At 62.2% G+C, this 13109-nt stretch carries 10 protein-coding genes, 1 pseudogene and 2 riboswitches; all 11 genes and pseudogenes read left to right on the forward strand.

Annotated features, from left to right (window positions below):
• The first annotated feature begins 10 nt into the window (after positions 1-10).
• The 11 genes and pseudogenes from V8Z78_RS00665 to V8Z78_RS00715 all read left to right on the forward strand — a co-directional run bounded on the left by V8Z78_RS00665 (position 11) and on the right by V8Z78_RS00715 (position 13071).
• Entirely contained in the window at positions 11-601 is a 591-nt protein-coding gene (locus V8Z78_RS00665; RefSeq protein ID WP_046462103.1) for an energy transducer TonB, read from the forward strand.
• An 88-nt stretch (positions 602-689) separates the two neighbouring features.
• Positions 690-800: riboswitch (glycine riboswitch) on the forward strand.
• 19 nt (positions 801-819) lie between these two features.
• Positions 820-945: riboswitch (glycine riboswitch) on the forward strand.
• A gap of 64 nt (positions 946-1009) precedes the next feature.
• Entirely contained in the window at positions 1010-2146 is a 1137-nt protein-coding gene (gene gcvT / locus V8Z78_RS00670; RefSeq protein ID WP_349730699.1) for a glycine cleavage system aminomethyltransferase GcvT, read from the forward strand.
• Between the two features lie 122 nt (positions 2147-2268).
• Positions 2269-2644 (forward strand): annotated as a pseudogene (gene gcvH / locus V8Z78_RS00675) (glycine cleavage system protein GcvH).
• A 47-nt stretch (positions 2645-2691) separates the two neighbouring features.
• The gene (locus V8Z78_RS00680; protein ID WP_349730700.1) at positions 2692-3240 is read left to right on the forward strand and encodes a MolR family transcriptional regulator; all 549 of its coding nucleotides are present in this window, start codon (positions 2692-2694) and stop codon (positions 3238-3240) included.
• Positions 3241-3330: 90 nt separating this feature from the next.
• Complete coding sequence (gcvP, locus tag V8Z78_RS00685; protein ID WP_349730701.1) at positions 3331-6234, forward strand: aminomethyl-transferring glycine dehydrogenase; 2904 nt, start codon at positions 3331-3333, stop codon at positions 6232-6234.
• A gap of 49 nt (positions 6235-6283) precedes the next feature.
• A complete protein-coding gene (locus tag V8Z78_RS00690; RefSeq protein ID WP_131361350.1) occupies positions 6284-6490 on the forward strand; it encodes a hypothetical protein in 207 nt (68 codons plus the stop codon).
• Positions 6477-8657, forward strand: a complete 2181-nt coding sequence (locus V8Z78_RS00695; RefSeq protein WP_034362511.1) for a PAS domain-containing hybrid sensor histidine kinase/response regulator — start codon at positions 6477-6479, stop codon at positions 8655-8657. Before V8Z78_RS00690 ends, V8Z78_RS00695 begins: the two co-directional genes overlap by 14 nt.
• 20 nt (positions 8658-8677) lie before the next feature.
• Positions 8678-9340: an RluA family pseudouridine synthase gene (locus V8Z78_RS00700; RefSeq protein WP_039048679.1), complete on the forward strand. Its 663-nt coding sequence runs from the start codon at positions 8678-8680 to the stop codon at positions 9338-9340.
• A gap of 351 nt (positions 9341-9691) precedes the next feature.
• Complete coding sequence (locus tag V8Z78_RS00705; protein WP_004340660.1) at positions 9692-10813, forward strand: branched-chain amino acid ABC transporter substrate-binding protein; 1122 nt, start codon at positions 9692-9694, stop codon at positions 10811-10813.
• Positions 10814-10909: 96 nt separating this feature from the next.
• A complete protein-coding gene (gene livH, locus V8Z78_RS00710; RefSeq protein ID WP_004340658.1) occupies positions 10910-11833 on the forward strand; it encodes a high-affinity branched-chain amino acid ABC transporter permease LivH in 924 nt (307 codons plus the stop codon).
• Positions 11833-13071, forward strand: a complete 1239-nt coding sequence (locus V8Z78_RS00715; protein ID WP_004340655.1) for a high-affinity branched-chain amino acid ABC transporter permease LivM — start codon at positions 11833-11835, stop codon at positions 13069-13071. The genes livH and V8Z78_RS00715 overlap by 1 nt, the downstream gene beginning before the upstream one ends.
• The last annotated feature ends 38 nt before the right edge of the window (positions 13072-13109 follow it).

Here is a 13109-nt window from a genome sequence, read left to right on the forward strand (position 1 = left end):
TGCAACCCGCATGGCCGACAATGTCCTCATGGACATTTCGCGCACCTCACACCTTGCCGCCGCCTGCGCCGCGTCTCTGACCGCCTTGCTGCTCGGAGCCTGCTCCCACCTCTCCGATGGCAGCCAGCCCAAGCAACCACCGAATGCCGGCATCTCGATCACAGTTTCCGGGCAGCCGGAGCCGACGCCGGCTCCGCCATTGGACACGCAGCACAGGCGGCCACAGAGCATGGAATGGCCTGCCTGGATCAAGGCAGACTGCACACCCCCCGCCCAGCTCGATCGGCAACCGCAGCCACGCCGCCACACCACGCCTTTCATCAGCGCCCACTGGTTTCCGAACGGGCTGGAGACCACGGTGGTCTTCCGCCTGGAAGTCACGGCCCAGGGCGAACTCGGCCGTGTGGCCTACCAGCCCGCCGATACCGATCCCCGCATCGTGAAGTCCATCATGCGCTCGCTCGAACGCTGGAAGTTCAAGCCCGGCATGCGCCAGGGCCAGCCCGTGACGTCCTGCTTCGAACAACCCTACCAACTGGTGTTTCCGCGCCAGGAGATCGATGTTCCTCGTACGCCCGCCATGAACACAGAACCGCAGTGAGACCGCAAGCTCAATTCCAGCGATCTGTGCTCGAAAACCCCAGAATCCATCCGATTCGGTGGTGCAAGCCCCTTGCCCACCGCTAGAATCGCCAAGGTCAGGAGAGAGTGCCTGCAGCTTGAAGCTGCCTCGCACCGCCGAAGGCGCAGACCCCCAACCCGGTGTCAAAACGCTCAGGCAAAAGGACTGACAAGCGCTGCAAGGTGTGCAAACCTGCAGCGTCCCTTGCTGGAGAGAGATGCAGGCCGTCATTTCGTATGTGCGCCGGCATCCACCGAAGGAGCAAACTGCCCGATGCAATGCGTGCAGTGAATCTCTCAGGTAAAGCGGACAGCAGGGCAAGCCCGCCACGCATGGCCCAGTCATGCATGGCCACTCATTTTGGTTTGACCACCGGAGCGCTTGCCTGTGACTGCTGCTGACACCTCTTCCGATCTGCGTTCCACACCGCTGTTTGCACTGCACCAGAAACTGGGTGCCCGCATGGTGCCGTTTGCCGGCTACGCCATGCCCGTGCAATACCCTCAAGGCCTGATGGCCGAGCATCTGCACACGCGCAAGGCTGCCGGCCTGTTCGATGTCTCGCACATGGGCCAGTTGCTGTTGCGCGGCCCCGATGCCGCCGCCGCGCTCGAATCGCTGATGCCCGTCGATGTCATGGACCTGGGCCTGCACAAGCAGCGCTACGGCCTGCTGCTCGATGAACAAGGCGGAATTCTCGACGACCTGATGTTCGTCAACCGCGGCGAAGATCTGTTCCTCATCGTCAACGGTGCCTGCAAAGAGGCCGATATCGCTCATATCCAGAGCCGCATCGCCAGCCGCTGCGAGGTCGTCCCACTGCCCGAGCGCGTCCTGCTGGCCCTGCAAGGCCCGCAAGCCGTCACTGCCCTCTCGCGTCTGATTCCCGGTGTGACGCAACTGCTCTTCATGACCGGCAATTACTTCGACTGGCAAGGCCATGCGCTCTACATCACGCGCAGCGGCTATACGGGCGAGGACGGCTTTGAAATCTCCCTGCCCGGCGAAGCTGCCGAAGCCTTTGCCGAAGCTCTGCTGGCACAGCCCGAGGTGGCCCCCATCGGTCTGGGCGCACGCAACTCGCTGCGCCTTGAAGCCGGACTTTGCCTGTACGGCAACGACATAGACACCAGCACCACGCCGGTCGAAGCCGCGCTGAACTGGGCCATGCAGAAGGTTCGCCGCACCGGCGGCGAGCGCGAGGGCGGTTTTCCCGGTGCGGCCATCGTGCTGGAGCAATTGCAGAACCCTCAGTCGCTGCGCCGCAAGCGCGTGGGCCTGATCGCGCTGGAACGCATTCCCGTACGCGAGCCTGCCGTGCTGGAAAACATGGACGGACAGCATATCGGCTACATCACCAGCGGCCTGCTCAGCCCCACGCTCAACCAGCCTGTGGCGCTGGCCTATGTCGAGCCCGACTACGCCGCCATCGATACGGAAATCTTCGCCATGGTGCGCGGCAAGCCCGTGCCCATGAAGGTAGTCGCCACGCCCTTCGTTCCCACCCGCTACTACCGCGGCTAGGTCTGCCGCCGCGCATGAGACGGGCCAGTTTGCCAAACAGCGGCCAGAACACCGCTAAAGTGCGAGCTGGACCTTTCTCAAACAACACCCGATTCCCCTGAATCCCCCATCTGGAGCTTTCCATGAGCATCAAGTATTCCAAAGAACACGAATGGATCAACGCCGCTGACAGCAATGCCGCCATCGTCGGCATCACCGTACACGCACAGGATGCACTGGGCGATGTGGTGTTTGTGGACCTGCCTGCCGTGGGCTCCACCTTCAAGGCCGGCGATGTGGCTGGCGTGGTCGAGTCCGTCAAGGCCGCTGCCGATGTCTACATGCCCGTGACCGGCGAGATCGTCGAAGTCAACGAAGCCCTGCGCGACGACCCGTCGCTCGCCAACAGCGCCCCCCCTGGCCGCTGGCTGGTTCTTCAAGGTCAAGATGAGCAATGTGGGCGAGCTCGAAGGCCTGATGGAAGAGACTGCCTACAACGACTTCGCCAAGGACAACTAAGCGTATCAACGGCCCTCGCATTGCGAAGGCCGTTTTTGCATGCAGCCATGAGCACCATTCTGTATTTCGACGATCCGGACGTCGGTCTCGCCCGCGAGACCAGCCACCCGACCTTTGCACGCATCGCAGCCCAGGACTTCTATTACGACGGCGGTGACGACTTCAGCCCCTTCGGCAGCGATGATGGCAGCGACACACTGGCCGCTCTTCAAGAGTGGTACCAGGAGCAAACAGGCGGCAACGCCAAGGCCCTGCGCTTTTTGCAGCAGCAACTGAGCGACTGGGATCTGCCCGTGCCCCAGGGCATGCTGGCTCATGACGATGCGGCCAAGGCCCAGTGGCTGGCCAGCGATGACATGAACCAGATCTATCTGCGCTCGGTCTGCCGCGCACACGTGGCCACCGCCTTTGGTCAGCTCAAGATCACAGGCAGCATCGATGCCGATCTGCACAAGCAGGCCCTGCTCGCCCTGGCCTGCCAGCAATGGCTGAACACCGTGGCACGCAGCAAATATCCCGATTGGGAATATGCCGACCAGGAAAGCGAACGCCTGGCTCTGATGAACACCGCGCTGGAACAAGCCAGCGCTGCTTGAAGCACCGGCCGCATGCCTTCAGGCATACGGCATTCACGCATGCCTGGCATGCAAACCGTCAGTCACAGTATTTGAGAATAGGTCCCTCCCATGCTGATGTCGCCTCCCGCCCCCGTCGCTTCCCTGCAAGCGCTGGAAAACAGCCACGAATTCATCCCCCGTCATATAGGCCCGGACGCCGATGAGCAGCAAAAAATGCTGGCCGCCATCGGCAAGCCCTCGCTGGATGCCTTGATTCGCGATGTGATGCCCGACTCCATCGCACGCGCCAGGCCCATGGATCTTCCGGCGCCGATTACCGAAGCCGCTGCGCTGGCCGAACTCAAGGCCATCGCCAGCAAGAATCAGGTTCTGAAGAGCTTTATCGGCCAGGGCTACTACGGTACGCACACGCCGGGCGTCATCCTGCGCAACATCCTCGAGAATCCAGCCTGGTATACGGCCTATACCCCCTACCAGGCAGAAATCTCACAAGGCCGCATGGAGGCGCTGGTTAACTTCCAGACCATGGTGACCGACCTGACCGGCATGCCGATTGCCAATGCATCCATGCTGGACGAGGCCACGGCAGCCGCCGAGGCCATGACGCTGGCCAGGCGCTCCGTCAAATCCAGAAGCCATCGCATCGTGCTGGCCGGCGATCTGCACCCGCAAACGATTGAAGTCATCGAGACCCGTGCCCGGCCGATTGGCATCGAAGTGGTGATCGCCAACAGCCAGCAAGAGTGGGAGGCTGCGCTGGCAGGAGATCTGTTTGCTGCCGTCATCCAGTACCCCGCGTCCAGCGGCTGGATCGTGGACTGGAAGGCCGATGTGCAAGCCATTCACGCCAAGCAGGCCGCCGCCATCGTGGCCACCGACCTGCTGGCTCTGACCCTGCTGACACCGCCCGGCGAATGGGATGCCGATATTGTCGTGGGCAACAGCCAGCGCTTCGGCATGCCCATGGGCGCAGGCGGTCCACACGCGGCCTTCATGGCCTGCCGCGACGAATACAAGCGCAGCCTGCCCGGCCGTCTTGTGGGTGTCAGCGTCGATGCGCATGGCAAGCCCGCCTACCGCCTCGCGCTGCAGACACGTGAGCAGCATATCCGCCGCGAAAAGGCGACGTCCAATATCTGTACGGCCCAGGTCCTGCCGGCCGTGATTGCCAGCATGTATGCCGTCTACCATGGCCCCCAGGGGTTGAGGCGCATTGCCCAGCGTGTGGCACGCTTCACAGCGATTCTGAGCCGTGGCCTGGCCCAGTTGGGCTTCAGCGCCCATCACCACGACACAGCCTTCGACACCGTGAGCCTGCACACCCGGGAGGCCACCGACGCCCTGGCGGCTCGCGCCGTCTCCCGAGGCGTCAACCTGCGCAAAGCCTGGGATGAATATCTCTGCATCAGCCTGGACGAAACCACGACCCGGGCCGATGTCGAGCTGCTCTGGAGCATCTTTGCCCAGGAGGGCCAGGCCCTGCCCACCATCGAAGCCATGGACGAAGGCCCGACCTCGCTGATCCCCGAATCCCTGCAGCGCAGCACGGCCTATCTGACCCACCCGGTCTTCAACACCCACCACTCCGAAACCGCCATGCTGCGCTATATACGCAGCCTCAGCGACAAGGACCTGGCGCTGGACCGCAGCATGATCCCGCTGGGCAGTTGCACCATGAAGCTCAATGCCACCAGCGAGATGATTCCCATCACCTGGCCAGAGTTCGCCGACATCCACCCGTTTGCGCCCGCCAACCAGCTGCAAGGCTATGCCGAGCTGGACCGGCAGTTGCGCGACTGGCTGTGCCAGGCCACGGGCTACGCGGGCATCAGCCTGCAGCCCAATGCAGGCAGCCAGGGCGAATACGCAGGTCTGCTGGCGATCAAGGCCTTCCATGAATCACGCGGCGAGGCACACCGCAATATCTGCCTGATTCCCAGCAGCGCCCACGGCACCAACCCGGCCAGCGCGCAAATGGTGGGCCTGCAGGTCGTGGTCACCAAGTGCGACGACAACGGCAACGTGGACATGGCGGATCTGAAGCTGGCCTGCGAGAAGCACAGCGCCAATCTGGCCTGCATCATGATCACCTACCCCAGCACGCACGGCGTGTTCGAGACCCAGGTCAAGGAACTGTGCCAGCTGGTGCACAGCCATGGCGGCCGCGTCTATGTGGACGGCGCCAATATGAACGCCCTGGTAGGTCTTGCCGCACCCGGCGAGTTCGGCGGCGATGTCAGCCATCTGAACTTGCACAAGACCTTCTGCATTCCTCACGGCGGCGGCGGCCCCGGCGTCGGCCCCGTGTGCGTGGTCGAGGATCTGGTGCCCTTTCTGCCAGGGCATGCCACCGCAGGCGACGTCCGCCGGGTGGGCGCTGTCAGCGCAGCGCCTTTGGGCAATGCAGCCGTTCTTCCGATCAGCTGGATGTATATCCGCATGATGGGCGAGCCGGGCCTGAAGCTGGCGACCGAGACCGCCATCCTCAACGCCAACTACATCAGCGCGCGGCTCAAGGAGCACTTCCCCACGCTGTATGCGGGCGAGTATGGTCACGTGGCCCATGAGTGCATCGTGGATCTGCGCCACTTCAAGGACAGCTGCGGCGTGATGGCCGAGGACGTGGCCAAGCGCCTGATCGACTACGGCTTCCACGCACCGACGCTGTCCTTTCCCGTGCCCAACACGCTGATGGTGGAGCCGACCGAGAGTGAAAGCCTGTCTGAGCTGGACCGCTTCATCGAAGCCATGATCGCCATCCGTGCCGAGATTGCCGAAGTGGAGGCCGGCAGACTGCCCAGGGATGACAACCCGCTCAAGAACGCGCCCCATACGGCAGAGGCCTTGCTGGCCGCAGACTGGCAACATGGCTACAGCCGCGAAACCGCCGCCTATCCCGTGCCTGCCCTGCGCCGCGCCAAGTATTGGAGCCCCGTGGGCCGCGTGGACAACGTCTATGGCGACCGCAATCTGTTTTGCAGCTGCGTGCCCATGGACGCTTACGAAGACTGATAGCCAGGGTCTCCCCCAAGCCAGTGCGCTCCGCCGCACTGGCTTTTTTATGCTCAATCAATGTCGAACACCAGCCCGCCCGTTGCTGTTCGCCCGCAGTGAATGCATTCACGACATCAATGCAATCGGCGTTGCTGCCGTCAAACCGAGCATCGAGTTGCCTGAATACCGGTTGACTGCCCGCCTTTTTCAAGGGCAGGTGCAGGGACCGGCTTACACTGCCGAGGTCTTCTGCCTGTCTCATGAGCTCCTCTGAACCCACTCCCCCTCCCTTGCTGCCTGTCATTGATGGCGGCCTGCCTCTGCATGCCCTGCTGGCCCCCGGTGCTGCGCCGCTGGGCCTGAGCGCCAACACCCAGCCATTGGTGCCGGAGGATGAAGACCCGCTGCAGGCCCTGGTGGCGGAGTTGCGCAACTACCAGCACGAGCTGGAGCTGCAAAACGAGGTACTCAATTACAGCCAGGCCGTGGCCGAGAGCGCATCGGAGCGGTTTGAAACGCTGTTTGCAAGCATTCCGCTGCCGCTGCTGGTGGTTGATGAATACGATATGGTGGTCCAGGCCAATGCCATGGCTCACCGCGCATTTCAGCCCACCGAAAAAGACCGGCTGCTGATCAACTTCAAGCCCTTTGTGCATGTCAACGACGCAGAGCGCGTGACTACGGCCTTCGAGCAGGCCAAGGCGATGGGACGCGCCGAGGTGCACGAGGTTCTGTTCCAGATCACCGAAGAATTCGAGCTCTGCGGCGACCTGCATGTGGCCGGCGTGGTCGTGCCCCAGCAAAACGGTCCGGCCACCTGGCAGTATTTGTGTGCCGTTGTCAACCAGGGCCCGCTGCTTGCCGAGCGCAAGGCGCTGCAAGAGCGCAACCAGCAGCTTTATGCCAGCGAGAGACGGCTGGAATCGGTCATCAACTCTGCGCTGGACGCCATCATCTGCGTCGATCAGCATCAGCGCATCACTGTCTTCAACCCCACGGCGGCAGCCCTGTTTCTGTGCTCGCCTCAGGATGCCCTGGGCAGCCCGCTGGAGCGCTTTTTACCCGATGCCGCTCGGGCACTGGCTTTTTCCTCGCTGACCACACAGGCCGTGCTGGGCGAGATGACGGGGCTGACCCTGTCGGGGCGCGAGATTCCCATGGAAATCAGCGTCTCCTTCGAACACCACAGCAGCGGCGACACCACCACCATCTTTGCGCGCGACCTGACCAGCCGCAATCGCGCCGAAGCCCAGCGCAATGCGCTGGAAACCCAGCTGCGCGAATCCCACAAGATGCAGGCCGTAGGCACCATGGCCGGCGGGATTGCCCACGACTTCAACAACATCGTGGGCGCAATCCTGGGTAATGTGGAGCTGGCCAAGGCCGATAGCTGCGGCAACCCGGCTGCCATGGAAAGCCTGCGCGAGATCGAAAAAGCCGGTCGCCGCGCCCGCGATCTGGTGCGCCAGATTCTGACCTTCAGCCGCAATGACCTGCCCGAACGCCGTCCGGTTCAGGTGCAGGAAGTCATGTCCGACACGGCTCGCCTGCTGCGCGTGACCCTGCCTCCCTCCATAGAGCTGCAGGTGCAGGAATCCAACGATCTGCCGCCGCTGCTGGCCGACCCCACTCAGGTGGAACAGGCGCTGTTCAATCTCTGCAACAACGCCATGCAGGCCATTGGCAGTCAGCGCGGCATCATCCAGATGCGGGCCATGCGCATTGCTCCCGACAGCTACCAATGCGAACGCCTGGGTCTGGCCGTGGCCGAATACCTGGTCTTTATGGTGCAGGACTCTGGTCCAGGCATGGACGTCGCGACTCAGCGACGCATCTTCGAGCCTTTTTTCACCACCAAACCGGTCGGCCAGGGCACAGGCCTGGGCCTCTCGGTCGTACATGGCGTGATGCGCACCCATGGCGGCGCTGTCGATGTGCACAGCGAACTGGGCCAGGGCAGTTGCTTCACGCTGTACTTTCCTCTCAGCGACCCGACTTCCAGCCACTCTGCGCTGCCGCCCATGCGCATGGACAAGCCCGAAGCCCCGCTGCCCGAGCCTGTCCTGGCCACGCGCGCCAGCCATGTCATGTATGTGGACGACGATCAGGCCCTGGTCTTTCTGTTTCAGCGCCTGCTGCGCCGTCGCGGCTATGAAGTCTCGGGCTTTACCGATCCCCATGAGGCCATGGCCGCCCTGCATCAGGAGCCGCAGCGTTTTGACCTCATAGTCACCGACTACAACATGCCCGGTTTCAGCGGACTGGACTTGCTCAGACAGGCTCTGCAGATCAACCCTCAACTGCCGGTTGCACTGGCCTCCGGCTATGTGACGGCCGAAATCGAGCAAGCTGCGATCGCAGCCGGAGCCAGAGCCTTGATCCACAAGCCCAACGATGTGCAGGAGTTCTGCGCCACGGTGCATGAACTGCTCAACCCCTGAAACAATCGATAGCTGTTTGAATGAGTGCGTTGAACTGTGTGTATGAAGACGAGCACCTGCTGGTGCTCGACAAGCCCTCGGGCCTGCTGTGCGTGCCCGGTCGCGGCCCCGACAAGCAAGACTGCCTGAGCCTGCGTGCCCTCCGGCATTTCGGCGATGCACTGGTCGTGCACCGGCTCGATCAGGCCACATCGGGCCTGGTCGTCATGGCTCGCAATCCGGCCGTCCAACGCCAGCTCAGCCAGGCCTTTGCCGAACGCAAGGTCGACAAGCGCTATATCGCCGTAGTGGCCGGCGAGTTGCAGGCGCACAGCGAAGCAGCGGATGACAGGGGCTGGCAACTGATAGACCTGCCGATTGCGGCCGACTGGGAGCGTCGGCCGCTGCGTGTCATCAACCACGAAACCGGCAAAAGCAGCCAGACGCTGTGGCAGGTGATCGAACACACCGTCCAACCAGGAATACCCCGCACCCGGGTTTTGCTGAGCCCGCTGACGGGCCGCACCCATCAATTGCGCCTGCATATGGCGGCCATAGGCCACCCCATGCTGGGCGATGCGCTATATGCCAGCGAAGCCGTGGCCTGCGCCAGCCCACGCCTGTTGCTGCATGCGGCAGCACTGGAGCTGGTGCATCCGGTCACCGGCGGACTGCTGCAGCTAAAAAGCGATCCACTTTTTTAATCCCCCTCAAATCGGCAGCAACCGTCAAGCTCTCAAAGTTGCCACGCCGCAACAGAAAACCCTTCGGTACAGCTCTGAGGCAGGACAGAAATCTGCGCAAAAAGACCGCTGATGCAGACACTTGCCGCACAGTTCAGGCATGGACTGCGCATATACATCACAAATGCAGGCTGCGCCATAGCCCTTGCGTACTAGCTGCTATGCACGACATAGCAAAAACCGAAAGCCTGCACCAGCCCCTGCATACCCTGTTGCCTTCGTTGACCACTCGATTAATCTGAGCTTCTTTGCGCGAACTGCTATGGCAGCAATCGCGCTTTTCGAACATCTCTCGAGATTAAGGAAGTCCTCATGAGCATTCCGTTCCGCATGCAAACCGTTGTTGCCGCCCTGGGCCTGGCTGGTGCCGCCCTGGTCTCCACCGCGCATGCCCAAATCAAGATCGCCCTGGTCATCCCCACCACCGGTGCGCTGACCCAATACGGCGACATGGTCAAGGAAGGCGCCACCACCGCCGTTGAAATGGCCAATGCCGCTGGCGGTGTCAATGGCAAGAAGATCGAGTTGGTACCCGTGGACGATGCCTGCGAACCCAAGCAAGGCCCCGTCGCTGCCAACCGCGTGGTCAACAGCAAGATCGGCTACGTAGTCGGCCCCGTCTGCTCGGGTGCCTCGATTGCCGCAGCGCCCATCTACAACAACGAAGGCGTGGTGGTCGTCACTCCTTCTGCCACCTCGCCCGCTCTGACCGACGGCAAGAACTACCACTTCATCTTCCGCACCATTGGCCGTGACGACCAGCAGGGCCCGGCAGCCGCCAAGTTCATTGCCGAGAAGCTCAAGCCCAAAAAGGTTGCCGTGCTGCACGACAAGCAGTCCTACGGCCAGGGCATTGCCTCTTCCGTGCGTGACGACCTGAAGAAGGCCAAGATCGACGTGGCACTGTTTGAGGGCATCAACGCAGGCGACAGCGACTACTCCGCCGTCATCACCAAGCTCAAGGGCGCAGGCGTGGACTTTGTCTATTACGGCGGCTACCACCCCGAAATGGGTCTGCTGCTGCGTCAGGCTGCCGAGCAAGGTCTGAAGGTCAAGATGATGGGTCCTGAAGGCGTGGGCAACCCCGAAGTCAACGCCATTGCCGGCCCTGCCGTCGAAGGCATGCTGGTAACCCTGCCCGCCGACTTTGCCGCCAATCCCAAGAACGCCGCCGTGGTCAAGGCCTTCCAGGACAAGAAGCGCAATGCTTCGGGCGCCTTCCAGCTGACCTCGTTTGCCGCCACCCAGTCTCTGCTGGCCGCCATCAAGGCCGCTGGCGACAGCCCCGCCAAGGTGGCCGACTGGATGCACAAGACCACGGGCGTGGACACCGTGCTGGGCCCTGTGTCCTGGAACAAGCAGGGTGACCTGAACTCCTTCGATTTCCAGGTCTTCCAGTGGCACAAGGACGGCAGCAAATCGCTCGCCAAGTAATTCCACCACTCTCTCCGGAGGCAATGGCAGGGGCCATGCCTCCGGATGTTTGTTATCTGGCCCTCGGGCCTTTTCCTGTTTCAAGGGTGGCGTTACATGTCAGACTTTCTCCCCCAGCTGATACAACAGCTATTCAACGGGCTCTCACTCGGAGCCATTTACGCCCTGATCGCCATTGGCTACACCATGGTCTACGGCATCATCGGCATGATCAATTTCGCACACGGTGACATCTACATGATCGGGGCCTATATAGGCCTCGTGACGCTTTCGGCGATTGGCACGCAAAGCGGTCTGCCCATATGGGCCATCATCGGCCTGATGCTGGTGGTGGCGGTATTCGTAACCGGCGTCTACGGCCTGGTTGTCGAACAGGTGGCCTACAAGCCCGTGCGCCAGAGCCCGCGTCTGGTTGCGCTGATCTCGGCCATCGGCATGTCCATATTCCTCCAGAACTGGGTGGCTTTGGGCCAGGGCGCGCGCGATATGGCCGTGCCTTCGCTGTTGCCGGGCGCCATCAATTTCCACATGGGCAATTTCGAGGTCTTCATCCCCTATACCCGCGTGCTCATCATCGCAGTAACCGTGGTGCTGATGATTGCACTGACCATGTACATCAAGCATTCGCGCATGGGCCGTGCCTCGCGCGCCTGCGCTCAGGATATGCATATGGCCAATCTGCTGGGCATAGATACCAACAAGGTCATCTCCTTCACCTTTGTGCTGGGCGCCGTGCTGGCCGCCGTGGGAGGCGTGCTGATTGCGCTGGCTGTGGGCAAGCTCAACCCCTTCATCGGCTTCCTCGCCGGCATCAAGGCCTTCACGGCCGCCGTGCTGGGCGGCATAGGCTCCATCCCCGGCGCCATGCTGGGCGGTGTGATTCTGGGCGTAGCCGAGACCTTTGCAGCCGCCTACATCTCGTCGGAATACAAGGACATCGTGGCTTTCGGCCTGCTGGTGACCATATTGATGTTCCGCCCCTCGGGCCTGCTGGGCAAACCTGAAGTGGAGAAAGTCTGATGAAGTACAGCTTTTCCGCCGCTTTGCGCGATGCGCTGATCGCCACCGTGATGACGGCCATCGTCGTCACCCCCATCTTCAGCCTGCACCTGGAGCGCGCCGGCGTGCGCACCATCATCACCCCCGACTGGAGCATGACCGGCTGGGCCTGCCTTGCCATCTTCGTCGTGCAGATGCTCAAGCCCCTGCTCGCTGGCAAGCTGCCCAAGGTCAATCTGCCGGCTGTCCCGCAGATGAAGTCGGGCACGCGCAACGTCGTCATCTTTGTGGTGCTGATGATGGCCGCCTCCTGGCCATTCTTCGCGGGCCGCAATGCCGTCGACATCGCGACTCTGGCCATGATTTACGTCATGCTGGGCCTGGGTCTGAACGTTGTGGTCGGCTTTGCCGGCCTGCTGGACCTGGGCTTTGTGGGCTTCTATGCCGTGGGTGCCTACACCTATGCGCTGCTGTTCCACTGGGCTGGCTGGACGTTCTGGGAAGCGCTGCCGCTGGCTGGCGCAGCCTCGGCTCTGTTCGGCTTCGTGCTGGGCTTTCCCGTGCTGCGCCTGCGCGGTGACTATCTGGCCATCGTGACGCTGGGTTTCGGTGAGATCATCCGCCTGCTGCTGACCAATCTGACCAGCTTCACGGGCGGTCCCGACGGCATCTCCAGCATTCCCAAGCCTACGGTGCTGGGCCTGCCCATGACCCGCTCGCCCCTGACCGAGGATGGCACGACATTTCATCAGTTCTTCGGCATGGAGTTCAACTCCATGCACATGGTGATCTTCGTCTACCTGATGGCCCTGCTGCTGGCCATGGTGACGCTGTTCATCAGCAACCGACTGATCCGCATGCCCATAGGCCGCGCCTGGGAAGCGCTGCGCGAGGATGAAATCGCCTGCCGTTCGCTGGGCCTCAACCCCATGAAGATCAAGCTCTCGGCCTTCACGCTGGGCGCCATGTTCGCGGGTTTTGGCGGCGCCTTCTTCGCCGCTCGCCAGGGCATCGTCAATCCCGAGTCCTTCACCTTCATCGAGTCGGCCCTGATTCTGGCCATTGTGGTGCTGGGCGGCATGGGCTCTCAGCTGGGCGTGATCGTGGCCGCCATCATCCTGACCGTGCTGCCCGAGCTGGCACGCGAATTCTCCGAATACCGCATGCTGATCTTCGGTCTGGTCATGATTTTGATGATGGTCTGGCGCCCTCAGGGCCTGCTGCCCATGAAGCGACACCAAGTGGAGGTGAAGTCATGAAGCTGCACCTGAACGCTATTATTTCAATAACTACAACC

The sequence above is a fragment of the Comamonas sp. wu1-DMT genome (assembly GCF_040187805.1).
Taxonomy (GTDB): domain Bacteria; phylum Pseudomonadota; class Gammaproteobacteria; order Burkholderiales; family Burkholderiaceae_C; genus Comamonas; species Comamonas thiooxydans.

Excerpts from the sequence above, each read along its gene's own strand:
- livH (WP_004340658.1), top strand. The coding sequence starts at position 10,910 with ATGTCAGACTTTCTCCCCCAGCTGATACAACAGCTATTCAACGGGCTC.
- V8Z78_RS00705 (WP_004340660.1), top strand. The coding sequence starts at position 9,692 with ATGAGCATTCCGTTCCGCATGCAAACCGTTGTTGCCGCCCTGGGCCTG.
- V8Z78_RS00665 (WP_046462103.1), top strand. The coding sequence starts at position 11 with ATGGCCGACAATGTCCTCATGGACATTTCGCGCACCTCACACCTTGCC.
- V8Z78_RS00690 (WP_131361350.1), top strand. The coding sequence starts at position 6,284 with ATGCTCAATCAATGTCGAACACCAGCCCGCCCGTTGCTGTTCGCCCGC.
- V8Z78_RS00700 (WP_039048679.1), top strand. The coding sequence starts at position 8,678 with ATGAGTGCGTTGAACTGTGTGTATGAAGACGAGCACCTGCTGGTGCTC.
- gcvP (WP_349730701.1), top strand. The coding sequence starts at position 3,331 with ATGCTGATGTCGCCTCCCGCCCCCGTCGCTTCCCTGCAAGCGCTGGAA.
- V8Z78_RS00715 (WP_004340655.1), top strand. The coding sequence starts at position 11,833 with ATGAAGTACAGCTTTTCCGCCGCTTTGCGCGATGCGCTGATCGCCACC.
- V8Z78_RS00680 (WP_349730700.1), top strand. The coding sequence starts at position 2,692 with ATGAGCACCATTCTGTATTTCGACGATCCGGACGTCGGTCTCGCCCGC.
- V8Z78_RS00695 (WP_034362511.1), top strand. The coding sequence starts at position 6,477 with ATGAGCTCCTCTGAACCCACTCCCCCTCCCTTGCTGCCTGTCATTGAT.